The sequence below is a fragment of the Corynebacterium sp. KPL2838 genome, from assembly GCF_040225455.1.
Lineage (GTDB): Bacteria > Actinomycetota > Actinomycetes > Mycobacteriales > Mycobacteriaceae > Corynebacterium > Corynebacterium rhinophilum.
The window spans coordinates 16,910-41,906 of sequence record NZ_JBEHFT010000005.1; the positions used below are offsets into that span (position 1 = coordinate 16,910).

Annotated in this window: 26 protein-coding genes; 18 read left to right on the forward strand and 8 right to left on the reverse strand. The window is 59.3% G+C overall.

The genetic code is table 11. The annotated features are described in order from the left end of the window. Positions 1 to 89 precede the first annotated feature (89 nt). The 3 genes from ABRP98_RS02800 to ABRP98_RS02810 are packed head-to-tail and all read left to right on the forward strand — an operon-like array spanning position 90 to position 1,544. The gene (locus ABRP98_RS02800) at positions 90 to 431 is read left to right on the forward strand and encodes a hypothetical protein (RefSeq protein ID WP_005280532.1); all 342 of its coding nucleotides are present in this window, start codon (positions 90 to 92) and stop codon (positions 429 to 431) included. After that, entirely contained in the window at positions 431 to 1,261 is an 831-nt protein-coding gene (locus ABRP98_RS02805; protein ID WP_349857361.1) for a hypothetical protein, read from the forward strand. Before ABRP98_RS02800 ends, ABRP98_RS02805 begins: the two co-directional genes overlap by 1 nt. Then, positions 1,239 to 1,544: a CHY zinc finger protein gene (locus tag ABRP98_RS02810; protein WP_349857363.1), complete on the forward strand. Its 306-nt coding sequence runs from the start codon at positions 1,239 to 1,241 to the stop codon at positions 1,542 to 1,544. The genes ABRP98_RS02805 and ABRP98_RS02810 overlap by 23 nt, the downstream gene beginning before the upstream one ends. Before the next feature lie 13 nt (positions 1,545 to 1,557). Here ABRP98_RS02810 and ABRP98_RS02815 read toward each other — a convergent pair whose 3' ends face one another. Beyond that, positions 1,558 to 2,865 (reverse strand): M20/M25/M40 family metallo-hydrolase, encoded by a 1,308-nt coding sequence (locus ABRP98_RS02815; RefSeq protein WP_349857365.1) that lies wholly within the window; start codon positions 2,863 to 2,865, stop codon positions 1,558 to 1,560. A 77-nt stretch (positions 2,866 to 2,942) separates the two neighbouring features. On the opposite strand from ABRP98_RS02815, the gene bioB reads away from it, so the two are divergent. The 4 genes from bioB (at position 2,943) to ABRP98_RS02835 (ending at position 6,485) form a co-directional block, all read left to right on the forward strand. After that, the gene (gene bioB, locus ABRP98_RS02820; RefSeq protein WP_349857367.1) at positions 2,943 to 3,923 is read left to right on the forward strand and encodes a biotin synthase BioB; all 981 of its coding nucleotides are present in this window, start codon (positions 2,943 to 2,945) and stop codon (positions 3,921 to 3,923) included. Next, positions 3,923 to 4,186 (forward strand): biotin synthase auxiliary protein BsaP, encoded by a 264-nt coding sequence (gene bsaP, locus ABRP98_RS02825; protein ID WP_023024778.1) that lies wholly within the window; start codon positions 3,923 to 3,925, stop codon positions 4,184 to 4,186. Before bioB ends, bsaP begins: the two co-directional genes overlap by 1 nt. 243 nt (positions 4,187 to 4,429) lie before the next feature. Further along, on the forward strand, positions 4,430 to 5,551 hold the full coding sequence (locus tag ABRP98_RS02830) for an ATP-binding protein (protein ID WP_349857368.1): 1,122 nt from the start codon (positions 4,430 to 4,432) through the stop codon (positions 5,549 to 5,551). Positions 5,552 to 5,561: 10 nt separating this feature from the next. Continuing rightward, on the forward strand, positions 5,562 to 6,485 hold the full coding sequence (locus ABRP98_RS02835; RefSeq protein WP_349857370.1) for a Sir2 family NAD-dependent protein deacetylase: 924 nt from the start codon (positions 5,562 to 5,564) through the stop codon (positions 6,483 to 6,485). On the opposite strand, the gene ABRP98_RS02840 is transcribed toward ABRP98_RS02835, so the two are convergent. Then, complete coding sequence (locus ABRP98_RS02840) at positions 6,486 to 7,499, reverse strand: esterase/lipase family protein (protein WP_349857372.1); 1,014 nt, start codon at positions 7,497 to 7,499, stop codon at positions 6,486 to 6,488. It lies immediately after the preceding gene. A gap of 601 nt (positions 7,500 to 8,100) precedes the next feature. Here ABRP98_RS02840 and ABRP98_RS02845 point away from each other — a divergent pair. Next, the gene (locus tag ABRP98_RS02845; protein ID WP_349857374.1) at positions 8,101 to 9,249 is read left to right on the forward strand and encodes an MFS transporter; all 1,149 of its coding nucleotides are present in this window, start codon (positions 8,101 to 8,103) and stop codon (positions 9,247 to 9,249) included. A gap of 535 nt (positions 9,250 to 9,784) precedes the next feature. On the opposite strand, the gene ABRP98_RS02850 is transcribed toward ABRP98_RS02845, so the two are convergent. After that, complete coding sequence (locus tag ABRP98_RS02850) at positions 9,785 to 10,192, reverse strand: type II toxin-antitoxin system VapC family toxin (protein ID WP_349857376.1); 408 nt, start codon at positions 10,190 to 10,192, stop codon at positions 9,785 to 9,787. Then, on the reverse strand, positions 10,192 to 10,416 hold the full coding sequence (locus tag ABRP98_RS02855) for a FitA-like ribbon-helix-helix domain-containing protein (RefSeq protein ID WP_349857378.1): 225 nt from the start codon (positions 10,414 to 10,416) through the stop codon (positions 10,192 to 10,194). Before ABRP98_RS02855 ends, ABRP98_RS02850 begins: the two co-directional genes overlap by 1 nt. A 91-nt stretch (positions 10,417 to 10,507) precedes the next feature. On the opposite strand from ABRP98_RS02855, the gene amn reads away from it, so the two are divergent. The 6 genes from amn (at position 10,508) to ABRP98_RS02885 (ending at position 15,810) form a co-directional block, all read left to right on the forward strand. Beyond that, positions 10,508 to 11,911, forward strand: a complete 1,404-nt coding sequence (amn, locus tag ABRP98_RS02860; RefSeq protein ID WP_349857379.1) for an AMP nucleosidase — start codon at positions 10,508 to 10,510, stop codon at positions 11,909 to 11,911. 72 nt (positions 11,912 to 11,983) lie between these two features. Then, on the forward strand, positions 11,984 to 12,496 hold the full coding sequence (locus ABRP98_RS02865) for a phosphoribosyltransferase (protein ID WP_005276176.1): 513 nt from the start codon (positions 11,984 to 11,986) through the stop codon (positions 12,494 to 12,496). 21 nt (positions 12,497 to 12,517) lie between these two features. Next, entirely contained in the window at positions 12,518 to 13,999 is a 1,482-nt protein-coding gene (locus tag ABRP98_RS02870) for a SulP family inorganic anion transporter (protein WP_349857380.1), read from the forward strand. Positions 14,000 to 14,284: 285 nt separating this feature from the next. After that, positions 14,285 to 14,773, forward strand: coding sequence for a ferritin (locus ABRP98_RS02875; RefSeq protein ID WP_023016464.1), 489 nt, complete (start codon positions 14,285 to 14,287; stop codon positions 14,771 to 14,773). Between the two features lie 74 nt (positions 14,774 to 14,847). Beyond that, positions 14,848 to 15,201, forward strand: a complete 354-nt coding sequence (locus ABRP98_RS02880) for a hypothetical protein (protein WP_349857381.1) — start codon at positions 14,848 to 14,850, stop codon at positions 15,199 to 15,201. A 12-nt stretch (positions 15,202 to 15,213) separates the two neighbouring features. Continuing rightward, positions 15,214 to 15,810, forward strand: a complete 597-nt coding sequence (locus ABRP98_RS02885; protein WP_349857382.1) for an HAD-IA family hydrolase — start codon at positions 15,214 to 15,216, stop codon at positions 15,808 to 15,810. Here the strand turns inward: ABRP98_RS02885 and ABRP98_RS02890 are convergent. Further along, complete coding sequence (locus tag ABRP98_RS02890; RefSeq protein WP_023016467.1) at positions 15,793 to 16,926, reverse strand: ROK family transcriptional regulator; 1,134 nt, start codon at positions 16,924 to 16,926, stop codon at positions 15,793 to 15,795. The two genes, ABRP98_RS02885 and ABRP98_RS02890, sit on opposite strands and share 18 nt — an antisense overlap. A gap of 108 nt (positions 16,927 to 17,034) precedes the next feature. On the opposite strand from ABRP98_RS02890, the gene ABRP98_RS02895 reads away from it, so the two are divergent. Together ABRP98_RS02895 and ABRP98_RS02900 are read left to right on the forward strand one after the other, a co-directional pair. Next, positions 17,035 to 17,604, forward strand: a complete 570-nt coding sequence (locus ABRP98_RS02895) for an LOG family protein (protein WP_278723524.1) — start codon at positions 17,035 to 17,037, stop codon at positions 17,602 to 17,604. Between the two features lie 71 nt (positions 17,605 to 17,675). Next, positions 17,676 to 19,346 (forward strand): DUF885 domain-containing protein, encoded by a 1,671-nt coding sequence (locus tag ABRP98_RS02900; protein ID WP_349857384.1) that lies wholly within the window; start codon positions 17,676 to 17,678, stop codon positions 19,344 to 19,346. A gap of 22 nt (positions 19,347 to 19,368) precedes the next feature. On the opposite strand, the gene ABRP98_RS02905 is transcribed toward ABRP98_RS02900, so the two are convergent. Further along, positions 19,369 to 20,475, reverse strand: coding sequence for an AbrB family transcriptional regulator (locus ABRP98_RS02905; protein WP_349857386.1), 1,107 nt, complete (start codon positions 20,473 to 20,475; stop codon positions 19,369 to 19,371). Positions 20,476 to 20,533: 58 nt separating this feature from the next. On the opposite strand from ABRP98_RS02905, the gene ABRP98_RS02910 reads away from it, so the two are divergent. Then, complete coding sequence (locus tag ABRP98_RS02910) at positions 20,534 to 21,304, forward strand: TSUP family transporter (RefSeq protein ID WP_349838553.1); 771 nt, start codon at positions 20,534 to 20,536, stop codon at positions 21,302 to 21,304. Position 21,305: 1 nt separating this feature from the next. Here the strand turns inward: ABRP98_RS02910 and hrpB are convergent, their stop codons facing one another. After that, positions 21,306 to 23,576, reverse strand: coding sequence for an ATP-dependent helicase HrpB (gene hrpB, locus ABRP98_RS02915; RefSeq protein ID WP_349857388.1), 2,271 nt, complete (start codon positions 23,574 to 23,576; stop codon positions 21,306 to 21,308). Then, positions 23,577 to 24,242, reverse strand: a complete 666-nt coding sequence (locus ABRP98_RS02920) for a sugar O-acetyltransferase (RefSeq protein WP_005280571.1) — start codon at positions 24,240 to 24,242, stop codon at positions 23,577 to 23,579. Between the two features lie 39 nt (positions 24,243 to 24,281). Here ABRP98_RS02920 and ABRP98_RS02925 point away from each other — a divergent pair, with 39 nt between their 5' ends. Then, positions 24,282 to 24,971 carry an alpha-ketoglutarate-dependent dioxygenase AlkB family protein gene (locus tag ABRP98_RS02925; RefSeq protein ID WP_349857389.1) on the forward strand — a complete coding sequence of 230 codons (690 nt, stop codon included), beginning with the start codon at positions 24,282 to 24,284 and terminating at the stop codon, positions 24,969 to 24,971. The last annotated feature ends 26 nt before the right edge of the window (positions 24,972 to 24,997 follow it).

The following is a 24,997-nucleotide window of genomic DNA, read 5'->3' on the forward strand; positions in this document are numbered from 1 at the left end:
GTTTTAACGTGTTTTCGCAGGTAGAACTGCATATTCTTCGGTCAGGATAACCAGCTTAAAAGCAAATTATGTGCTAGCTTGAGGAAGGTATGAGCCAGGAGCAGGAAACGCAGGAAGAACCCGGCCGCGCGTGGTGGCAGTGGTGGGCGCCCTTGGCGATGATCGCTGTCTTCTTGGTGCTCCCGCCGGCGATTTACCAGGCGGTTTCTGGCACGGTATTGCTCGGCATCATGGGTGGGCTTACCGTGCTTATTGCTCTTATCGATGCCACCACATTCCGCTACTCATGGACCATCTTCTGGGTTGCGGGCATCGCCTATTTCGCGGCCATAGAGATGTACTTCAACGAGGGGACATGGATTTACCTGCCGGTAGTGGTCCTTTTGGCGTTGGGTGCTAGCAAATTGGGCGCCAAGTTGAGGAAGCGCTGATGGAAATCTGGCGGTTGGATCACCCTGAGGCTGGCCTGCTCGAGGTTGAGCGCGGCTACGATGCCGAGTTCGCTGAGCAGGGCGAATGGCCCAAGGAGCCGAAGGAATTTACGCCGGTGCTTGGCGATGCCCCCTTTATCCGCCGCATCCAGCTCTGGCGCAAGAATCCTGCACCCCGCATGCAGATGGTGGTCAACGGCGAAGTTCGCAGCCGGCACGACAAGCCGCGTGGCGGCCGTTATTCATTGCAGAAGAATCTGGAAAACGATCTCTCATTCAGTGAGAATAGTGCGCCGCTGACTAAGCCTTATGTAGATATCCAAGCCACGCCCTTTGGGGAGATACAGGATGTCTACTACCGCGATGGGGAGGAGGCCGTGGCCTTTGATCCGCCGGCGGGTTCCTTGGGCGAAAAGCGGCGCCAGGCAATGGAAGAAAGCCCCTTCAAGCGCGTGCTGTATCCACTGCTCGGTGGGCTGGGGAAGTCCGGGTGGGCCATCGCGATGATTGTTTTGGCTCCTATTATTAGCCGCATCCTCTCGCGCTTGCTGCCGGATTGGGAGCTGCCAGATGTAGATTTCCCAGAGATTTACCTACCGCTGCCAAATTTGCCGAACCTGCCGGAGCCACCGCAGATTACCTTGCCCGCGCCGCAGTTTGCGGTGCACTTTGTACCTCCGGAATGGGTGGTTTTCCTTATGGATTACAGCAGGGTGTGGATGCCTATAGTTATTGCCATTGCCTTTGGGGTGATGGCGGTGCGCAATGCAAAGAAGTCGGAGGCGAAGAAGAAGGAGTGGCAGAACCATGAAGATTCGCGGCGCGATTGATGCGGAGGGCCGGTGCAAGCATTGGCATTCCCCGCTCGACGTGGTGGCCAATAAGTGCGCGACCTGCGGCGAGTACTTTGCGTGCGCGCTGTGCCATGCGGAGCTGACGGATCATGAGTTTGGGCCCATGCTTGTCGATGCCCCCGCTGCCCTCTGCGGTTCCTGCGGCCTCGAGATGGATTACCGGCTGTATTCTACTGTCGCGGCATGCCCGCAGTGTGGGCATATGTTTAATCCCGGATGCAGTGGGCATGCCGGGATCTACTTTCAGGTCGCCGCGTAAAACGGGAGCAGTGTTACTGGTTCAGGCCCAAGAAGCGGTTGACCAGGCTGTGGTAGGCGCGCACGGTGAGGTCGAGGTCCTCGAGGTAGAGGTGCTCATCGTGGCTGTGTAATTGCGAGTTGGCGCTGGCCATATCGCGGCCCTCGGCATGCATCGCGAAACCGTAGGCGTTGCCGCCCTTGCGGCGAGCGAAGCGGAGGTCGGAGCCACCGGTGGCGTGGACGGGGACGACGTCTTTATTGGGGAAGAACTCTTTGGCGGTGGCCTCAATGGTGCGCCAGAGCTCGGTATCGGTGGAGGACTGGGTGGCGTTTTCGGTAATGAGGTGTTCGATTTCTACCTCATCGGCAAGATCGCCAAGCGCGCTGCGGAGGAAATCGTCCAGGTCCTCTTGGGTTTGTCCGGGGAAGGGACGGATGTCCATCTCTAGGTAGGCGTGAGAAGGCAGCACGTTGATGGCTCCGCCGGCACGCAGGACGGTCTCAGCGATGGTGGTGTGGCTAAAGGCGTGGGCGTAGGCATCGAGGTTGCCGAACTTGGTGTAGTCACCGGTGCCATCGATAAGCTCTTTTTCGGTCTCTGGGTCGAACTTAAAGGTACGGACGAAGCCTTCCCAGATTTCATTGGAGGCTGTTGGTGGCTCGGCCTCGGCGATGCGGCGGGCGACCTCGCCGATCTTTACGATGGCAAAGTCCTTGCCGTAGGGCGTTGAGCCGTGTCCGGCATCGCCGGTGACGTGCAGGCGGCGCTGACCGGCGCCCTTTTCGCCCACGTTGAAGCCCACCGCGCCGGGCAGGTGGCTACCGCCGGTTTCGGAGAGGCAGTTCTTCCAGGAAAAGGCATCGGGATGGTTTTCTGCCATCCAGCGCACGCCTAAGCCGCCGCGGGCCTCTTCATCGGCCATGCCCACGAAGGCGAGGGTTCCGCCGGAATTGCCAGCGCGGGCAACCTCGCGGGTTACGGCGGCCATGGTGGCGGTGATAAAGAGCATGTCCACGGAACCGCGGCCATAAAGCTTGCCGTCTTCAATAAGCGCCTCGAAGGGCGGCTTGGTCCACTTGGGTTCATCGACGGGCACGACATCGGTATGCCCCATAAGGGTGAGGGGCTCCTTGGCGGGATCACCGGGAACGGTCACCACGATGGACACGCGCCCCGGGTGGGATTCAAAGCGCTCAATCTGGACGTCTTCTCCGGCGAAGAAACTTTCCAAAGAATCGGCATTGCGCACTTCAAACCCGGAATCCGGGGTGAGGTCGTTTACGCAGGCATTGCGGATGAGTTCTTGGAGGAGTTCGAGGGTGTCATCGTAAAGCGTCATGCCCCTTAGGGTAATCCCGCGAAAAAAATTTTGTGATTTTGGCCAAAGTTGAACGGCGTTCAAGTAGGGTTCACTGCATGAGCATCATCGACATCGCCCGTGAGAAAGCTCTGGAGCAAGGCAAAGGCCTTAACCAGGAAGAACTACTACAAGTACTGCAGGTTCCAGATTCCCAGCTGGAAGAAATTGCTGATATCGCCCACCAGACCCGCCTGGAGTGGTGCGGTCCGGACGTATCGGTGGAAGGCATCATCTCCATCAAGACCGGTGGTTGCCCAGAGGATTGCCACTTCTGCTCCCAGTCCGGCCTCTTTGAGTCCCCAGTGCGCGCAGTGCGCCTGAACATCCCTGAGCTGGTGGAGGCGGCACAGAAGACCGCCAAGACCGGCGCTACCGAATTCTGCATCGTTGCTGCGGTGAAGTCCCCGGATGACCGCCTGCTGGACCAGGTGGGCGAGGCTATCGCCGCCATCAATGATGCCGTTGACATCGAGATTTCCTGCTCCCTGGGTACCCTGACCCGCGAGCAGGCACAGCGCCTGAAGGACATGGGCGCACAGCGCTACAACCACAACCTGGAGACCTCCCGCTCCTACTTCCCCAACGTGGTCACCACCCACACCTGGGAAGAGCGCAAGAAGACCCTGGACTACGTGCGCGAGGTAGGCATGGAAGTCTGCTGTGGCGGCATCATCGGCATGGGCGAGTCCCTGGAGCAGCGCGCCGAGTTCGCAGCCCAGCTGGCAGAAATCGATCCGTGCGAAGTTCCGATGAACTTCCTTGACCCTCGCCCGGGCACCCCATTCGCTGACCGCCCGCTGGTTCCGCTGGGTGAGGGCCTGCGCGCCGTTGCTGCATTCCGCTTGGCGATGCCCTCCACCACCCTCCGCTTCGCTGGTGGCCGCGAGCTTTCGCTTGGCGATGACGGCACCGAGCGCGGTTTGCTCGGCGGCATCAACGCCATCATTGCCGGCAACTACTTGACCACTTTGGGTCAGGAAATCGAAAAGGATGTGGACATGCTGGGCCGCATCGATCTCCCGATCAAGGCTCTGTAATGTCCGAGCCGAACTCTGAGTTGGCAACCGCCGTCCTGGCTGGGGACGAGCCAATTTTCCACCCTAATACCGGCAAGCCGATCGAAGAGGTCTTCACGCTGCACCCCGCTGCAGCCGCCGGCCTCGACGTGCCGCGCTACTGCCAGATCTGTGGCCGCCGCATGGTGGCCCAGGTGCGCCCCGATGGCTGGCACACAAAGTGCTCGCGCCACGGGGAGCTAGATTCTGAGTGGTTATACGTAGAGCAGCTACCAGAGAGTTAGCACTACCAAGATAAGGAGCCGCTGCCGCATGGCAGGCGGCTCCTTTTTCTATTGAAAAACAGCCGTGAACTGCGGGTAGGTAATCCTACTTGCGAATTTTGGTGCGTCCTACTTTAGAGATTTGGTACTCTCTACTTTAGAGATTTGGTACTCTCTACTTTAGAGATTTGGTGCGTCCTACTTGCGAAATTTGGTAAATATATGTTTGTTCCTCGGCAGCTCAGTGGATCTATAGCGCAGTTAATGAAATGGTTTCCAGTTGTTAGCGTGACGGGGCCGCGGCAGTCTGGGAAGTCGACCCTTCTGAGAGAAATGTTTCCGGACTTGTCATACCTCAATCTTGAGGATCCAAGTATCCGAAGGGTGGCACAAGAAGATCCTGTGGGTTTCCTTTCGAGCCAACGTGGACCGTTGATTATAGATGAGGCTCAATATGCACCGGATCTGTTTTCCGTTGTCCAACTTCGTTCGGATGAAGTGGGAAGCCCTGGGCAATATATCTTATCCGGATCGCAAAATTTCTTGCTTATGGAATCTATAACGCAATCGCTGGCGGGCCGCGTTGGGATCAGTCATCTGTTGCCCTTCGGCCTCATGGAAGCTCGCTCTATATCAGCTGATCTGACCGTTGATGAATTTATGGTTCGTGGAGGATATCCGCGCTTGTACCAGGCTCAAATTCCTCCGGAAATCTATTTTGAAAACTACGTGCAGACTTATCTCCAACGGGATGTGAGTGGGTTACTCAATGTTCGGAATAGTGATAGCTTTTGGCGATTCATTAAGGTCTGTGCGCTGCAAGCTGGAAACTTAATCAACTATTCCGCAATCGCAAATGAGATTGATGTTTCTTTCCAGACGGTAAAAAATTGGGTCTCAATTCTGGAGTCTAGTTTCATCATATTTTCTTTACCCAGCCACCATTCCAGTCCTCGGAAGGTGCTTACTAAGACCGCGAAGTTGTATTTCTATGATACTGGTCTGTTGTGCCACCTTCTTGGTATTTCTTCACCAGAAGAACTTTCTGTGCATCCACAGTCAGGTGCAGTGTGTGAAAATATGGTGGTAGCAGAAACCATGAAAACGCATATTCACTCTGGTCGCAAGCCGGATCTACGGTTCTATCGGGATAGTTCTAAAAGAGAAATCGACCTATTGGATTTTACGGGCGGCGATCCTAAGGCTTATGAAATCAAGGCATCGCAGACCTATCATTCCAAATACACACGTCATCTCGCGACTGTAGGTGAAGAGCTGGAGATCAAACCCGCAAACCGCACAGTGCTATACCGCGGCCAGCATTCCTTCGAAGCGAATGGTGCGCAGGTAGTCCCCGTTGAGCAGTACTTGAAGGCGCTTGATTAGATTGGTGGGTATGGATCCCGCTGTAGCCCATGCTCATCAGTCCGCGCTGAGATCGATTGCGCGCGTCGTGGAGGAGACGGCGCCGCACACGGAGGTGGGGAAGGCTTTGGGGGACATCGCCAAGCAGCTGCGTAACGGGCCGGTCATGGTGCTCACTGGGGCGGGGGTATCGACGGAATCGGGGGTGCCGGATTATCGCGGTCCGCGGGGCTCGCTGAGTAGGCACCGGCCAATGACGTATCAGGAATTTCGCCATGATCCGGCCGCTAGCCATAGGTATTGGGCGCGTAGCTTCGTGGGCTGGCGCGTGATGGATTCCGCGGCGCCGAATCGCACGCATTATGCGCTCGTGGAGTTGGAGCGCGCCGGGCTGGTTAATGGAGTGGTCACCCAAAACGTGGATGGCCTGCATAAACGTGCGGGTACGGAGAGACTGGTGACGCTGCACGGTGATATGGAAACCGTGGTGTGCCTGCTGTGTGGGCACCATGAGGATCGTGGGCACTTCGATGCGCGCCTAGCGGCCGCGAACCCGGGGTACCTGGAGCGCCTAGTGGTGGAAAGGGACCAAGTTAACCCGGATGGTGACGTGACACTGGATGAGAAAGACGTTGCGGCGTTCCGGATGGCTGGCTGCGAGCGCTGCGGATCGGAGCTGCTCAAGCCAGACGTGGTGTATTTTGGCGAGCCCGTGCCAGCCACGCGGCGGGATGCGGCCTTTGCGCTATTGAACGAGGCTAATTCGCTGCTGGTGGCCGGTTCTTCGCTGGCGGTGATGAGCGGATACCGCTTCGTGCTTGAGGCGAAGAAGCAGGGCAAGCGCGTGGCCGTCATCAACGGCGGGCCGGGCCGCGGGGATAAGAAGGTGGATACGCTGTGGCGCACGCAGGTGGGCCCGGCTTTTGATGCCTTGCTCGATGAGCTGGAGATTTAATTAACGCGGCGTGTGCTCCACCATCCTGAGCAGCGTGCGCACGATGGCGTGTACGCGCCTATCCATGGGCATATCTTCGTGCATGACCACGGCATGGCGGTCGAAATCTTGGATATAGATATTGCGCACCGCCCCCTCAGGAGCGCCCTCTGGGTCGAGGAAGCAGGTTTCGGGCGGGACAACGACGGCATCGGAACGCGTGGCGATGCAGGTATAGCTCACGCCGGATTCGAGGTCGCCATCGCGGTTGACATCGCGAAGCACCTCGCTGCCCACCACCTGGTCCATGCCGGCGGGACCAAACCAGCCATCGATAATGGAGCGGATCACCGCCTCTTGGCGTTGGGTGCGGATGAGGCGACTGGCGATGCCCCCGTGGGTCGTCCCATGATTCGGCGCACTGATGCAGATGAGATGGATGACCTTTTCGGCGCCGCCGTCCATGCGCATCCAGTACCGCGCGAGCAGGCCGCCCTGGGAGTGGCCTATCAAGATGGCCTTTTCTGCCCCGGTGACGGCAAGCACGGTATCGATATAGGCGCCGAGCTGCTGCGCCGATTCCGGGATGGTCTGCGTGGCGCGGTGGCCGTAGTCAGGGGCAAAGACCGCCCAGCCGTCCTGGCGCAAGATATTGCCCATGATTTGCCAGACGCCCTTGGTATCGCAGGTGCCGTGCACCAGGATGACCGGCCAGGGGCGAGTGTCGCTCGGGCGGGCACTCCAATCGTCTTCGAAAACGCCGCGCGGCTTAGTGCGCGCGCCGAGGGGGAGGGTCCGTGCGGCATCGGCGTCGAGGGCGGAATCGCCAGGACTGGTCTTGTCCTTTTCGGCCTTGAGGCGGTCAACGATCTCGTCGGCGACGTCATCCTGCAAAGCACTGGCCGCGGCCGGGGAGGCGATGCCAAGGCGTGGCGAATCTTTTTCTTCGGGTGCATCTTCCTCGTTCACGCGCCCGAATTTGAGGAGTTGTTCAGAAATAATGCTTTTCAACTCTGCAAGAGATTCGACAGCCATGCCTTCCAATCATACGCGTTAATGCAGGTAAATGGCCTCTTTAGAAAAGTTGAAGAAATTTATGGAGAAAGCCCTTGACCTCACGCCATAATCTTTGTAAACTTAGGCTTGCCTAATCACGGGCGGTGCTTACGGCGTAGGGCGCTCCACTCCTTGCCGCTAAGTGCCAGAGATTAGTCATGGGGAGAGGGCCCGCCGATGCGCAGTCGGCGGGCCTTCGTTTATGCAAGAAAACTTGCACGATTATCGCAGGCCGCTTAGCCTTGCTAATTGTTCAGGATTTCTTGCACGATTGGAGTAAGAGTGAGCCCGCGAAAGTATGAGCATCCAGCCATCGAAGAACTAGAATTCGTCCGTGTTCTGGCCGCAGTAAGCGATCCCATCCGGTTGGAAATGGTTAAGCGCATGGCGGACGGCCAAGAGCACGATAGCTTGAGGCTTGCCGATGACCTCCCGAGATCTACCCTGACGTATCACACTCGACAGCTCCGCGAAGCGGGAGTGACGTGGACAAGAAGTAAGGGTCGAACCTGTTTGATTTCTTTGCGGAGCCAAGACTTGAATGAACGTTTTCCGGGCTTGCTTGATGCGGTGATTGACAATGCTTAAGCAGCTGTGGCCGTTTGTCATAGGTAGCGTGGCCCTCGGCTTAGATGCATATGTTATTGCTGGCTTGCTGCCGCAGATTGCGGAAGACTTGGGCACGAACGGCAGCATGGTTGGCTTGGGCGTCACCGCTTTTACCGGTGCGTACGCTGTATCTGGTCCGCTGTTATCGGGTAAAGCGGGCAAGAATCCGCGTAGCGCCCTGCTGGGCGCAATCGCTGTATTTTCTCTGGCGAATATTATGACTGCCGTATCACCTACGGTGGGAGTTTTTATCGTCTCGCGGCTAATTGCTGGTGTGGCGGCGGGAGTCTATTCGCCGTTGTCCTCAGCGGTTGCGGGTGTGTCTGTCGCAGCAGAGCGTCGCGGGCGCGCACTGTCATTGGTTCTAGCTGGATTGGCGGTGGGAACTGTCGTGGGTGTGCCGGTGGGATTGGGTGTCGCTGAGCAGTTAGGCTGGCGGGCTACTATTGGGTTGGTTTCGCTAGTTGGCATAGTGGCGATGGTAGGTATAGCGTTGCGCAATCCGAGTGCCGTACCGGCTGTGTCTTCTTCCTCGCTGAGACAGCGAGTCCGAGTCATCGGCCGAGTAAATAATTTGCTTACGGTCCTAGTTACTTTCTTTGTGGGAGTGGGGTCGTTAGGTTTGTACACCTATATTTCTGTCGTGCTCGGTCGTGTGCAGGTAGACACCATTGCGGGCATGTGGATATGGGGTATCGGTGGCGCAGTGGGCGCATTTGGAATCGGGCGGGTGCTCGATAAGGTAGACAGTTCTCGCACGTTAACGTTAATAATCATTGCTTTACTTGCGGCTGATTTCGCGTTATTACTGCTCTTCCCTTCGAGTCATGTGGTGGCAGCGGTGTGCCTATTTGCATGGGGGCTTTTGGGCTGGGCTTCTATGGCGCCGCAACAAAATACCATGCTCAGTGCGAACCCTGATGAAGGTGCGACTGCAGTCGCTGCGAATGCATCTGCAAACTATCTGGGCTCAGCTGTTGGTTCTGCAGTAGGGGGTCTTTTGCTTCCTTCATCCACGGGGCTTTTGCTTGCTGCGCTATTTGCAATTTTATTAGGAATCGCATGCAATGTTGGAGGCGGCATTCTTTCTCGCGCTCGGTCCGGCGGGCATGCGGCTTAGGCACCCCAAGGACTACTAAACTTTATTCCCATATCGGCAAAAGTTAAACGCTTTTTGTGGCGCATACCGCTGGTTTTCGCGCATTAAATGGGTCAAGTCCCGTGTAGTGGTGTAGCCGTTTGTGGGTTGCGTACAGTAGCGTGGTGTATCTGTAACTGACGGTGGGCCCCTTATGAATGAGGAGAGTGTCTAATGGTTTGTGTGTGGGAACCTAACCCGCATAAGGAGATGAAGGGCCCGACGCCCGACGTGTCCACTTTCCGGGGGTCGGGCCCGAGTTCTTGATTGTAGATTGGTCGCTCGGGCGTAATTTCCGTGGAACCGAAAGCGGGCCAGACCATCCATCCTTTTGCGTAGCAAAGGGTGTGGCGAATTCACCCATCTATCGGACTTGGCCCCGCCGCCTTAGCGACATTGCCTAAAGTTACTCGATTTGCCATTTGTCCAGTATTAAAAGGCGGATGCCTCGAATAATTTTAAAGCTGTAATTGATTGGTTACGTGTTCATCGGTGCCGAGCTTACGGATGGAGGCTATTACTCCCAGGGATTGAGTAGTGTCACGCCAGTGTCGGAAAAATCTTTAGTGTTTCTAGTGGCGCAGGTTGCTGAGTATGCGCGGCAAGTGGCTGCAATCTGTGCGTCCACCGTGGAAATTGGCTTTCCCAGCTGGCGGCGGAGGCTTACTACAGCCCCAAATTGAATTGCTGCTTGTGCATCGAATGGAATTACCATTTGGTTCTGAATGGTGGTGTCAAGAGCCTTCGCAAGCGAATCTCGTCTATGTCCGTCGGGTAGAAGCATGATGCCAGCATGCAACTCGGAGAGTGTCATTGCTGTTATCGCTACTGTTTCTGTAGTGGTTCGAAGCCACCACTGAAGAACTTGCCTATCTGGGGCGGGTTTCATGACCTCTGAAATGACGTTTGTATCAGCAATGATCATTAGAAACTCACTGCACGTGCTTCGTCATCGCGGGGAGGGATCGGGATTTCTTCTGCTGCCTCTCGTGAAGCTTCATATAGTGCGACGCCAATATTTTTAGGGCGCACCGCATCTGTCAGAATTGAACGGGCCTCCGCTTCCATGGAATTACCGTTCTCTTTGGCACGCAGTGCGAGGGCTTCTTTTACTGCGTCTTCTAGTTGTCTTACCACGATAGATGCCATTATCATCATCCTTTCACTAGTAATGATATCAGAAATGATATCATATTAAATAGCGCTGCCGTGCTGCGCGGTCCCCGCTAGACTCGCGATTATGACCGATCTGCAGCATGTCCACTCCGTAGATGAAGCGGTGACTCGCTTGATTGAGCATTATGAAACCTCGTGCGAGTTGGCGCGCGAGGCACTTGCTTCGGGTGACCTCGATGATTATCGCCACGTGGTCTATCCCAAGGTGACCGTGGAGATCCGTAAATGGCAGCCGATTGACCGCTCCGAGCCCTTTGGCTATGTGAATGAGGCGGGGAAGTACTCCGCGGTCATCTCTAAGCCGCACATCATCCGGGAGTACTTGCACGAGCAGCTGACGCGGCTGACCAATAACTATCCGTGCGATATCTTCGTTGGCCAATCGGATGAGCGCATCCCGCCGGAATACATCAAGGATGCCCCGGCGGCGCCGCAGGAGCGCGGCCCCATCCCGCGCCCGACCTTGGATGAGGTCAATGATGCGATTATTGATGGCGAGTGGGATGCCTTCCATGGCGGGGAAAAGCCGCTCTTTCACTTCGGGGCGCAGCGTTTCGATATTGCCTGTGCGCGCATTGAGCATTACACCGGCATCGAGGTCGATACGGTGCAGAAATACATTCTGTTTACCAATTACGCGATGCATACCACGGAATTCGTGAAATTCGGCCTGCGCGAGCTGACCAAGGAGGATTCGCGTTATACGGCGCTCGTATTGCCCAATGGGGAGACCATTCATCCCAATGATGCGGTGGACCTCGACCTGGATGGGCTGACGCTGACCTCGCGCTTTCAGATGCCCCGGTTCGATCTCATTACCGCGGGCGGCGATGGCATCACGATGATCAACATTGGTGTAGGGCCATCGAATGCCAAGACGATTACGGATTGCTTGGCCGTGCTGCGGCCGGAGGCCTGGATCATGATTGGCCACTGCGCCGGCATGGATGGGCGCATGCGCATCGGTGACTTGATCTTGGGCAATGCCTACGAGCGCCACGACCACATCTTGGACCGGCAGGTGGTTTCTTCCACACCGATTCCGGCCATTCCAGAGGTCCAGCGCATGCTGGAGGCATCCGTGGATGAGGTCTACGGCAGCGATAATTCGCTCATGCGCACCGGCACGGTGCTATCGACCGATGACCGCGATTGGGAATGGCGCACCAGCCGGGATCTGTGGGAGTGGTTGCGCACTTCTACCGCGGTAGCGGTGGACATGGAATCGTGCGCCTTGGCGGCGAATGGGTACCGCTACCGCGTGCCCTATGGCACGCTGCTATCCGTATCGGATCTTCCCCTGCACGCCGTGCCGAAGCTGCCGGCACAGGCCCAGGCGTTTTATTCCAACTCCAAGGAAGCCCACGTCATGTGCGCCGTGCGCGCGGTGGAACAGCTGGCAGAAAACCCGGAGCGCCTGCGCACGCGCAAGCTGCGGCGCACGTTGGGAGAGGTTCCTTTCCGGTAGCTGCTTTCCCTTGGTAGGTATCGCTAGTTAAACTACAAAGAAAGCCCATGACGCAAAAGGAGCCGCGCAATCGTGACTGAGAATTGGATCCACCCGGACCGGGAGAACCTCACCTGGGAAGTCTTCGGCGAAGCGAGCCGGAATCTTTCGGAGCAAATCGTGGAATCCGGCTGGTTTCCTGACTTGATCGTGGGCGTTGCCCGCGGCGGCCTGATCCCAGCCGGTGCCATTGGTTATGCCATCGGGGTCAAGGCCATGGGCGCTATCAATGTGGAGTTCTACACCGATATTGGCCAGACCTTGGACGAGCCGATCATCTTGTCCCCGCAGTTGGATACGGATTCCCTGAAGGGCAAGAAGGTACTCGTCGTTGATGACGTGGCCGATTCCGGCAAGACCCTGGATCTGGTGGTGAACTTCTTGGAAGAAACCGCCGATGAGGTGCGTTCCGCTGTGGTGTACACCAAGCCGAAGACCATCTTTGAACCGGATTATTCGTGGAAGAAGACGGATAAGTGGATCAACTTTGCTTGGTCGGTGCTGCCGGTTATCACGGCGGATGGCTCCTTTCAGGAAGGCTCGTAGTAGCTACTAATATGTGCAGGCGTGATTAACGAGCAGCCTGCACCCACCGGCGTCATCGCCAGTTTCCGCTTTGCATTTTCCTCACCAGCGCGTTTGCGCAAGGAGGTCCTTGGCGGACTGGCGGTGGCGCTTGCTTTGATCCCGGAAGTTCTAAGCTTTTCTATTCTCGCCGGCCTCGACCCGCGGGTGGGGCTGTATTCCTCGGTGGTTATGGCGATGGCCATCGCCTTTACAGGCGGCCGGCCCGCCATGATTTCCGCGGCGGCGGGCGCGGTTGCCCTGGTGGTGGCACCGCTCGCGCACGAGTATGGGCACGATTACGTGGTGGCGGCGGTGCTTGCAGCCGGTATTATCCAGGTGCTGTTGGCGTGGGTGGGCATCGCCAAGCTTATGCGCTTTATCCCGCGTTCGGTGATGACGGGATTCGTCAATGCGCTGGGCATAATGATGTTTACCGCGCAGCTGCCGCACCTTATTGATGTCCCTTGGATGGTCTATGTGCTGGTGGCCATTGGCCTGGCCATCATGATCGTTTTGCCGCGGTTTACCCAGGCAATTCCGGCGCCGTTGGTGACCATCGTGGTGGTAAGCATCATCGCCGTCGCGGCAGGGTGGAAGGTGCCGGATGTGGCGGACCAGGGCGAGCTGCCCACGACGCTGCCGGGCCTTTTCATTCCGGATATTCCGTGGAACCTGGAGACCCTGCAGGTAATTGCGCCCTATGCCTTTGGGATGGCGCTGGTGGGCCTCATGGAATCGCTGCTGACGGCAAAGCTTGTCGATGACATTACGGATACCCATTCCGATAAGACCCGCGAGTCCTTTGGTCAGGGCATTGGCAATATATTGGCCGCGGCGATTGGCGGCATGGGCGTGTGCGCGATGATTGGCCAGACGATGATCGGCGTCAAGGTATCCCAGGCGCGCACGCGCTTGTCGACGTTCCTCGCCGGCGCCTTCCTCCTCGTGCTGTGCCTGCTTTTCGGCGAGGCGGTAGGCCGCATTCCGATGGCCGCGCTGGTCGCGGTGATGATCCTCGTGGCGGCGACGACGGTGAATTGGCACTCCATCCGCCCGCGCACGCTCAAGCTGATGCCGCTTTCTGAAATCCTCGTCATGCTGCTGACGGTCGCGGGCACGCTGGCCACGCATAACCTGGCGGTAGGAGTGGTCTTAGGCGTGGTGGCTGCATCGATTGGCTTTGCCCGCCGGGTGGCACACCTCGTGGAGGTTGAGTTGGTAGACGGATATACCTACGTGGTGCATGGCCAGCTCTTCTTCGCCTCCTCGAATGATTTGGTCTACGCCTTTGATTACACGCTTGATACGGACTTCGTGGTGGTGGACCTTACCGATGCCGAGGTCTGGGATGCCTCGACGGTGGCGACGCTGGATGCGGTGCAGAAAAAGTACACGGATCGGGGCATTGAAGTGGAGTTTCGGGGCCTCGATGGGGCGAGCGCGCAGCGCCTGGAGCGCCTGAGCGGCCAACTGGGTGATTAATATCACATTGCGGGCCTGATGTGCATAAGCGTACTGGCTGCAGGGGGTTGGATGGAGTGGGCTAGCGCGGCGAGATCGTCTTTTTGGGTCGATGACCTCGAACTATTAGGCGATAGTAACTTCACGCCGTGGGGCAGCTTTGTCTTAACTAACTTAGGTGATCCAATCTGAAAAATGCCTCTGAGGTGCGGGTTTGATTAAGCATACCTTGCTAGACGGAGGATTTTATTTCGGTATTGTAGTGCCTACAACCAATTAATTGATTCCTACAGAAAGGATTTAGCAATGGATGAGAAGCTGCAAACCCTGCTAAACAATCAGGTCATTAACGAGCATGGTGCCGCTATGGTCTACACCCAGCTGGCCTACGAGATGGATAACCTGTCCTTCCCGGGTATGCGCGACTGGTTCATGGCGCAGGCTGGCGAAGAGCGCGTCCACGCACAGAAGCTTGCGGATCACCTCTTGGCACGCGGCTACCGCGTAGAGCTTAACGATATCCCGGTTGGCTCCATCAAGGCTGCCACCCCGCTGGATGCATTCGAGGCTTCCTTGGCTCACGAGCAGAAGGTCTCCGAGCAGATTCGCGAGATCGCCCGCGTTGCCCTTGACATTCAGGATCTGGACTCCCGCCAGCTCATTGACTGGTTCTTGGCTGAGCAGATCGAGGAAGAGGACACCGTTTCTGAGATTATTGACCAGATCAAGCTGGTCGGCAACGATGGTGCTGGTCTGCTGCGCATCGATTCCCGTTTGGCTAACCGCAACTCCTAAGTTGTGAATAACAAACCCATCAAGATTTAAATCAATCCTCCCATGGTACTGCGCTGCTGTGGGAGGATTGACGTATGTCTGCACACCTGAAAGCAATCCTCTCTACCGCCTTGGCGGTCTTGGCATTAAGCCTCATCATCGGTGCTGCGGTCATCTCAAGCCACGTGACCCTCGGCATCTTTTTGACCACCGCGGCGCCCATGCTGAGCCCGTTTGTGGGGGTGGTGATGCTGGCGTGTGGGGTCATCGGCAAGCGCGGGCTGGTCAACCGTTCCTTATATTCCCTGAGTGGAATGCTGATTTTGGCTTCGTTGGCTGTGTTCATGGTTTTGCCGATGGCGCAGGCGACGCTGGCGCTGGTGATTTTTATCGCCGGTACCGCGGTAGGGATTGTGGCAGTGCAAACCCAAGCTACTAGGCGCGCATAAACTGGACGCATTATGCCGAAGTTGCTGTTTGATCTGTACGGCGCGCTGCTGCGCCCCGCCATGCCGGAAGCGCACGCTGAACTAGAGCGCTTCCTCGCGCCTGCGAACCCGGAGGCCTTCTGGGAGGCCTATAACTATTTCCGGCCGGATTACGATGCCGGAATTTTTAGCGATAGTCACTACTGGAATGAGATAGCCGCCCGCGCGGGAATGGGGCCCATTGACTGCGCTGGGGCCGTCGCCTGCGAGAATCAGTACCTGCTCGAGGCGGACTCAGAGATGGTAGCGCTGGTCAAAGGGCTCATCGGGGAGGGCTTTAGCGTCGGGATTTTATCCAATATACCCACGACCCTGGCGGAACAGGTGCGCGCGCAGCATCCGTGGTTGGCAGAGTGTGCGGCGGTAACGTTGAGCTGCGATATCGGGGTGGCCAAACCGCATCCTGAGGCCTACCGGGTGGCGGTGGACGCGCTCGCGGCGCAGCCTAAGGACACGCACTTCTTTGATGACCGCATCGACTACATCGAGGGCGCTACCTATTGCGGGTTGCAATCCCACCTGTTTACCGGCATCGACTCCGCGCGCGAGGTATTACGCGGTCTGGAGTGAGCGGCCGAGCTCCAATGGCTCGCGCAATAGTTGATCGGTGGCCACGGTACGGGCGACGGCTCGCACGATTTCTTTGTGGCTTGGAATCATGCGCAGTTCCAGGTCCTCCGAGGCGGAATCGCGCACGGTGGAGGCAAAAAGCTGGGGCGCGCGGGAATCGCCGGTAAAGGCCCCGCCGGCAATGACCACGGTTTTTGGTGCGTATTCGTGGACCATGTCCGCCGTAATCTGGCCCAGCTGGCGGGCGCGCTCATCCAAAATGGCGCGCACGGCTGAATTGGACTCGGCGATGGTCGCGACCTCGGGCAGGGTACTGGCCTCGATGCCGTGGCGGCGCACGGCCTCCAGGATGGACTGGGTGGCCAAGAGGTGTTCGGAAGCGCCGTGGCCCAGCACGTCAGAGTGGGTCTGCGGGAGCGGGATGATGGAATTGACCTCGTCATCGACGGAGAGCGCAGATCCTAAGGAATCATCCGCGAAGAGCAGGAGAACGCGCTCGTTCGTGCCAATCTCGGCAGCCTGGGTCTCCGAGCCCAAAATGGCGGAAATGGCAGAGGTAACAACCACGGGAACGCTAAATTGGAAGCGCAGGCGCGCGGCGATATCCACGCCGTGCCAACCCAGGTTATCCGCGGTGACTAGGCCCTCTTCATCCACGGTGCCCGAGGTGGTAATCCCTAAGGCCACGAGCCGGCGATCCAGGCCCGTCATCATGCGGTTGATGCCGGCCATGATGTGTTCAAGAAAGTCTTCCTCCGTCAGGCGGGCGACAGGAGTGGCGATCTCTTCTTCTGAAACGGTGCGGCCCTTGATGTCATAGAGGCCGATATAGGTCTCAGAGGTGCCGACAGCGATGCCGCCGAGCACCCAGTTATTATCCGCGGCCTCGAGGGGAACGGTAGGGCGGCCCCGGCCCTGGGATTGGGTGAGGTCGGTGCGCTCTTGGATGAGTCCTGCGTTGAGGAGCGCGGTGGTAGCGCGGGTAATGGTGGGCTGGGAGAGCCCGGTGGCTTCTACCAGCTCACTACGGGTAATGATCGGGTTCAGGCGCACCAGGTGAAGGCACTTAGCAGCCGGTGTACGGGGGCGCGTGAACACGGGGCCAGGTTTGATCATGAAAGAAAGTATATGTGTCACAGACTGCTTTGTCTAATCTATTCATAGGTGTATGTACCGAATGGTCTAAAGGTGGAGGTCGGCCGAAAATTCCCTATGCTGGGGCGCATGAAATCAGTAGCGGTTTATTGTGGTTCCGCCGTGGGCAATTCGCCCGCCTATAGCGCAGCGGCACAACACTTGGGCGGCGAGCTTGCCCGTCGCGGGCTGAACTTGGTCTATGGCGGCGGAAATATTGGCCTCATGCGCGAGGTTGCCAATTCCTGCCTGCAGGCTGGTGGCACCGTCACTGGCGTCATGCCGCAATCCCTGGTGGATTTAGAGATCTCCCACCCAGGCTTGACCCGCCTCGAGGTCGTGGATTCTATGGCCGAGCGGAAAACCCGGATGGAGCAGCTGGCGGATGCCTTTATCTGTTTGCCCGGCGGCGTGGGCACGTTGGAGGAAGTGACAGAGGTACTGACCCAACAACAGCTGGGCAGCATTCGTGGGCCCGTTGGCTTGGTTGACGTGGAAGGTTTTTGGCAGCCCTTTTATGACATGTATGCCGCCATGGCTGAGGCGGGCTTCATCCTGCCTCGCTTTGTAAAAGCACTGGTCATAGAGGAAAATCCCGCGGCCGTGCTGGATGGTTTTGCCCAGTGGCACTACCCGGGCACGAAGTGGAACAACGATTAGCTAACAAGTTTGCAACATTTGGGTGGGGCTGGGTGGCCTATCAACAAGATAAAGGGTTAGACTTCCCTCTTATGAGTTCTGAGCAGACCGCTAAGCGCCAGCCCTCTCTACTGGACGCTTCGTGCGATAACTTCGTTCACGACCTAGCCGAGCTATCCCCAACAGATGCAACCGCGTGGGGCATTGACGGTTTTGAAGGCGAATTGCAGGATTTTTCCCCCGACTATTTTGAGGCTGTTGCTGATCGCACCCGCGACATGGTTGCGGATCTAGATGCCTTGGATGACACTACCGATGAATCCGATGATGAGGATGACTTCGATGACGTGGATTACGTCACCGCAGCCGTCTTGCGGGATCGGCTCTGTTTAGATCTGGATTTGCACCATCACGGCGAGGATATTCGCAGCCTTAATAATATTGCCTCGCCCGTCCAGACCATCCGGGACTCGCTGTTGCTTATGCCGCAGGATACCGAGGAGGATCGCGAGGCCATTCGCTCCCGCCTGTCCAAGGTCAAGAGCTCCCTGGATGGCTACCGCGAGTCCCTGAAGGAAGCGGCCTCCCACGGCATGGTGGCACCGCACCGTCAGATCTCTGAGGTCATTGTGCAGTGCGAGCGGCTTGCCGATGCCGACTCTATGCTCGAGGGCCTAGGCCTCGACCCCGACTCTGCCGAGGTGAAGAAGGCCAAGGAGGCCTTTGGCGAGTTCTCGGATTGGCTGTCTAATGACCTGCAGCCGCAGTCCTCCAATAAGGACGCTGTGGGTCGCGAGCGCTACGAGCGTTTCTCCAAGCTGTTCCTCGGCGATTCCGTGGACTTGGATGAGGCCTATGAATGGGGCCTTGACCAGGTGCGCTACCTGCGCGGGGAGCAGGAAAAGATTGCGCACGATCTTTATGGCTCGGAGTGCTCGGTGCGCTCTGCCATGCGCAAGCTTAACCACGAGGAGCGCTATACCCTGCGCGGTACTGATGCCCTGGTGGAGTGGATGCAGAGCAAGGCCGATGCGGTCATCGCCGAGCTCAACGGCAAGGAATTCGACATTCCGGAAGAAGTAGAAGAGATCGAGTGCCGTATCGACCCAGCGGGCACCGGTGGCATCTTCTACACCCCGCCCAGCGATGACTTTTCGCGCCCGGGCCGCATGTGGTGGTCCGTGCCGGAGAGCCGAGATACCTTCCACACCTGGCAGGAGCTGACCACCGTGCACCATGAGGGTGTGCCGGGCCACCACCTGCAGCTGGGTTCTGCCCTGGTACAAGAGGATTTGAACCTGTGGCGCCGCGCGGTGACCTGGAACTCCGGCCACGGCGAGGGCTGGGCCTTGTACGCTGAGCAGCTCATGGCCGAGCTGGGCTACATGGATGATCCTGGCGTGCGGATGGGGCTGCTCGATGCCCAGCGCCTGCGCGCGGCCCGCGTCGTGGTGGATATCGGATTGCACCTGGGCAAGAAGCTGCCGGACTGCACCGTATCCGGCGTATGGGATAAGGCCCACGTGAAGACCTACATGCGCGAAAACACCGCCATGGATGATGCGAACCTCAACTTTGAGGTCAACCGCTACCTGGGTTGGCCGGGCCAGGCGCCGTCCTATGCCTTGGGCCAGCGCCTGTGGCAAGAAACCCGCGCCGCCGCCGAGGAGCAGGGCATGAGCGCCCGCGATTTCCACTCCGAGGCCTTGGCTCTTGGCTCGGTGCCGATGTCGGTGCTGCGCGAGGCCGTGCTCAATAACTAAGCGCGCAGGCTAGCCGCGCACGCTAGCGCCGTGTGGAAAACTTGCTGACGGCCCTGATGAGCTGCGGCAAGTATCCCGCAATGACCAGCACGGCGATGAGGCGGGTAAGCTGCACCGCAATCACCACGGGGCCAGCCCCGCCTTCTGCGGAGAGCGCGAGCACGGTCTCTAGCGCGCCGGGGCTGGTGGCCAGGTAGGCCTCGAAGTAGCTGATATTGAGCCAGTGCATCAGCGGCCACGCCGTGGCCGCACAGAGGCCGAGGACCGCCGCGATAGAAAGAATCGTCGCCGGAAGCTGCTTGGCAAAGGCCTTGAGCGAGGGGAGAGAAAGACCGCCGCCGCAGACCCATCCGATGGATAAAAAGGCAATAACCTTAAAGGCATAAATCGGCTCCAGCGTATGCCCCTCCGGCAGGAAGAACGAGGCCAGCACCGTCAAGATCAGCGGGCCGAGCACGGCCGCTGCGGGCAGGTGCAGGAATTTGCCAAGGCTTTCACCGACCAGCGCGATAACGAGCACCAACGCGATGATCCACCAGGTGGTTTCCGCCTCCAGCCTTAAGTCACCGCCCCTTCCGGCTGGCGTATCGAGGAAGGTCACGACGGCGGGAAGGGATACGGAAACGATCAATAACCGCAGGTATTGGGTGAGCGCGACGTAGCGGTAGTCGGCACCGAGTTCATCGGCAAGCGCGGGCATGAGCGAGGCACCGCCGGGAAGCATGGACAGGATGCCGGTTTCGGAGGAGACGTCCCGTGGCCGCTGGCGGTGCAGCATGACGCCGCAGAAGATTCCCAGCGCGATGGTGACAAAGGACATGGTTATGGCCGCCGGCAGGTATCCCACCAATTGGCCGAAGGAAACTACCGTCAGCGGCAGCGCGGCCATGATGCCGATGAATCCGCGCGATAGCCCATAAAATTTGCGGTTGACCTTGAGGTCTTCCCCGGTGATAAGGGCCATGGCGCCAGAGGCGATGATCGCGGCCAAAATCCACGCGGCCGGCACGTGCCACATGCTAAAAAGCCAGCCCAAGAGGACGGAGACGGGCACGACGATGCCCCACCGCAAGATGGTGTGGGTGTCTACGCTTATTCCCCAGTGCCGCTGTGCCACGTATTCTCCCATCTTCTGCTCGTCTCCGATCGAGTCTAGACCTCCCCGCCGCGGGGTTTATGATCTCGTCATGGATATCGACGTGGCGCAGTGGGCGGTGCTCCTTGTGGGAGCGGCGGGGGCAGGCTGGATCGACGCGGTCATCGGCGGGGGAGGCCTCGTGCTTATTCCGCTATTGCTTGCCGTGGTTCCGGGGCTCGCGCCGGCAACGGCGCTGGCCACCAATAAACTTGCGGCGGTATCCGGCACGGCATCGGCCGCCGTGACCTTGGTACGCAAGGTGCGCCCGCCCGCAGGGGAGCTAGTTCGCTACGCCCTCATCGCGCTCGTGTGCGCCGGGCTGGGCGCGAGTGTGGCGGCGAATCTTAATAGTGACATCATGCGCCCGCTCATTATCGTGCTGTTAGTGGTGGTGGGCGTCTTCGTGACCTTTAAGCCGAGCTTCGGCACCACCGAGTCACCCGGTATCCGTGGCGGATGGCGCACCTGGGCGGGGCTTGCGGCGGTCGCGGCCATCTCCTTTTATGACGGCATCTTTGGCCCGGGTACCGGCATGTTCCTGATTATGGCCTTTACCTTCATCTTCTCCCAGAACTTCTTAAAATCCGCGGCGATGGCCAAGGTGGTCAATACCGCCACGAACCTCGGTGCGCTGGTGACCTTCATCCTTGGCGGCCACGTGTGGTGGACCCTTGGTATCGCGTTGGCCGCCGCCAATATCCTCGGCGCCCAGGTGGGCGCGCGGACGGTGCTGAGCGGCGGAACGAAGTTTATCCGCTACGCCCTGCTTACCTTGGTCGTGGTCATGAGCTGCTATCTATCCTGGCAGCAGTGGGGTTAGGCTACATCCGCTTCTTGGTCCGCGCGGTGGCAATGGCATTCCATGGATCCTCGGGCCACGGGTGCTTGGGGTAGCGCCCGCGCATATCGGCGCGCACCCCGGCGTAGGGGCCGGACCAGAAGCTAGCAAGATCATCGGTTACCGCTAGCGGGCGGCCGGCGGGGGAGAGCAAGTGAAATTGCACGCGGTTGCCGCAGTGCTCCGGGGATTCGGCCAGGCCGAAGCACTCCTGCAACTTGATGTGGACCACGGGGCGCTCGCCCGACCAATCGATTTTGGCATCGCGGCCGGAGGGCACTGGGAGGCGCTGAGGTGCGAGCTCGTCTAAGCGGGTGGCTTCGGGCCAGGGAAGCAGGCGCTGCAGGGCGGGGTACATGTCTATCTTGGCGGTGGGGGTTCCCGCGGCAATCTGGTGCAGCTCGGGCCCAAGCCACTCGGCGGGATCGGCGGCATCGACTTCCGGCCAGGGGTCGCCGTAGTGCGCGTGCAGGTGGCGGAGCCTATCTTTTAGGCTCTGGGCCTTCTCGCTGAAGGTAAATAGGCCGAGGCCTTCTTCGCGGATGCCGGCGGCAAGGGCCTGCGCGGCGGCATCGCCGGTGACCTTGACCGGGGTTTCGGACAGCACAATCGCCCCGGCCGCCCGGACTTTGACCCCGCGCACGCGGCCCCCACGCAGGAAGGCGCGGGTTTCTTCTGTGACGCCGATGGCATCCAGCGCGGCAGACTCTTCGATGCGCGCGGCGGTGCGGATGATGGGGTTTCCGGCATTGGAGAGGGTGACCTCCGCGATGGCGAGCCACGGCGAGCCGGCCAGCCCGGAGTTATCCAGCAGCCGGGCGCGAGTGCCGCTGGCCAGCAGGTAATCTTCGCCCACGCGCTTGGCCACCTGCTCGGGATAGGCGGTGGCGACGACCTCGCCAGGGTCAGCGGGTCCGAGATCCTCCACCAGGCGAGACAGGCGCCTGATTTCCTTCTGCGGTGCGGGGCGGCGGGTGAGATCGGTGGTGTTGGTGGGGGCATCGGCAAGCGCGGCGATGGTGGGCGCCGCCTGGCTGCCGTGCCGGATAAGGGCCGCGCCTTGGCGGGGATCGGTGGGCAGCAGGGCGAGTTCCTGCGTCGCGCCAATGCGCTCGAGGGTGGCGCGCGCGGCCGCAAGGGCTTGGGCGGGCGGCGGATCGAGCAGCGGGAAATCCGGGCCCGCGCCCCAGCAATCCAAAAACAGCGCAGCCTGCGTGAGATCCGCGGACAGGATCTCCGGCGTAGTGTGCGGGGAAAAGTGCTGGTAATCGTCCTGGGAATAGCAGCGAATGACCGTACCCGGCGCCTCACGGCCGGCACGGCCCGCGCGCTGGTCCGCGCTCGACTTCGACGTGGAGACCGTCACCAGGCCAGACATGCCGCGCTGTGCATCGCGCCGGGGAACGCGGGCCAGCCCCGCATCCACCACCACGCGCACGCCAGGCACCGTCAGCGAGGATTCCGCGATGGACGTCGCCACCACAATGCGCTGCTCATCGGTATAAAGCGCGGCATCTTGCTCTGCGGTGGTCTGCTTGCCGTGCAGCGGGAAAACATTATGGCCCTGCAGCTCCTCGCACACCAGGTTGACCTCGCGCACGCCGGGCACGAAGACCAGCGTGGATTCGTGTTGGCGGGCCGCCTGCTTGGCGATGCCCCCGTAAAACTCCCGCGACCCCGCCGCGCGCCCCGATTGCGGCGCGTACTGGATATCCAGGGGATAGGTCACCGCCTCTGTGGTGTGGACGGGCGCGTCCATGAGCTGGGAAAAGCGCTGCGCGTCTACCGTTGCGGACATGGCGATGACGCGGAAGTCTTCGCGCAGCTCGGCCAGCTCCAGGCACATGCCGAGCACCAGATCCGTATCCAGCTGGCGCTCGTGGACCTCATCGATGGCCACGGCGGCCACGCCCTCGAGCTCCGGATCTTTGAGTAGGCGGCGCAGCAGTACGCCTGGGGTGACGAATTCGACCTCGCTGCCCGTGCGGGATTCGCCGCGGATGGCGAAGCCGACCTTCTCCGGGGTGCCGCTGAGGGTGCTCAATCGCTGGGCGGCCGCGCGCACGGCGACGCGGCGCGGGGCGGTGACGATGACCTTGCTGCGCCCTGCGGAATGATTGGCTAGCGCCGGTGGCACGAGCGTGGTTTTACCCGTGCCGGGCGGTGCCTGAATGACGACGTTTCCGGTGTGGGGAAGCGAATCGATGGTCTCGGCTACGGGCAGCCCCGCGCCAATGCTGGCGAGATCGAACATTTACTGCGCGGCCCCGAAACCTTCCACGGGGCCGTCCAAATCCTTGCGCTCCCACGAATCCTCATCGCCGTCCAGGGTGCGCACCACGCGGCCGGGCGTGCCCAGGACCAGGGAGTTATCCGGGATATCCTTGGTCACCAACGTGCCGGCACCAATAACGCAGTTTTCACCAATGGTAACCCCCGGCATGACGGTGGCATTGGCCCCAAACCACGTATTGCGCCCCACGGTGATGGGATGGGCGATTTCCCACCCGCCCTCGCGCATCGCGTGATCATTGACGGGGTGGCCCACCGTAATGAACGAGCAATTGGGCCCAATCAACACGCGGTCACCGAATGTGACCTTGGCTTGGGCCAAAATGCTGCTGCCAAAGTTGATGAAGACGCCTTCCCCACAGACGATATTGCAGCCGTATTCCATATTCAGCGGCGCGTGCGCCCCCGGCACGTGCGATTCGTCCGGCAGGATCTCCCGCAAGATTGCCTGCGCCTGCTCCTTATCGGTGTTGTGCAGATCGTTGAACTGCCCAATCAGCCCAAAGGTGCGCTGGTGCTCCTTATCGATGTCCCCCATGCCCGGCAGGTGCCACTGCCCACCGGTCATTCGCTCCCAAGTGCCGTAGCGTTGCAGGTCGTGCAGCTTTTGTTCATCCATGTGAGCCATTGTAGAGGCCTCCACGGCGGTGGCGATTAGAGTGGAGGAATGCTTTTTGATTCGCTGCCGCGGCCGAATGCGTACGTCGCGCCGGGCGTGGGGCACGTGCCGGGGTGGGTGGGCATTGGCAAGCAAAAGGCCCTTGTAGAAGAGACGCGGGAGATTGCTCGCGCGTATGCGCATACGCCGATGGCGATGGTGCAGCCGCGGCTGAAATCGGGTGGGCAGATGAGCGTATTTCAGCTGCATCTTGGCCGGTATTGGCATTATCCCAGCTACCGGTACGTGGACAATATGGAAGGCACGGTGGTGCCGCCGGTACCGGATAGCCTGCGGGAATTGGCCCCGGCGGCGCTGCGACAGGCGGCCCAGATTGCACCGGAGCTGGAACCATGGGTGGATAACTTCGTGCCGGAGATGGCGCTGGTGAATTATTATCCGCCCGGCTCGGCGATGGGCATGCACGTGGATGACTCTGAGGAATCGCCCGCACCCGTGATTTCGCTTTCGATTGGGGATGAGGCCCTCTTCCGCATAGGTCATACCGAAAATCGCACTAAGCCCTGGGACGATGTGACTTTGTGCTCGGGTGATTTGGTGGTCTTTGGCGGGCCGAAGCGCTTTGCCTACCACGGCGTGGTGCGGGTAAACGATGGCACGCTGCCGGAGGGTTGCGGGCTGCAAGAAGGCAGAATCAATATCACCATCAGACAAGTTTCGGCGAGCGCGGTAGGCTAGGGCGGGTTACATAAAGGTTGAAGGAA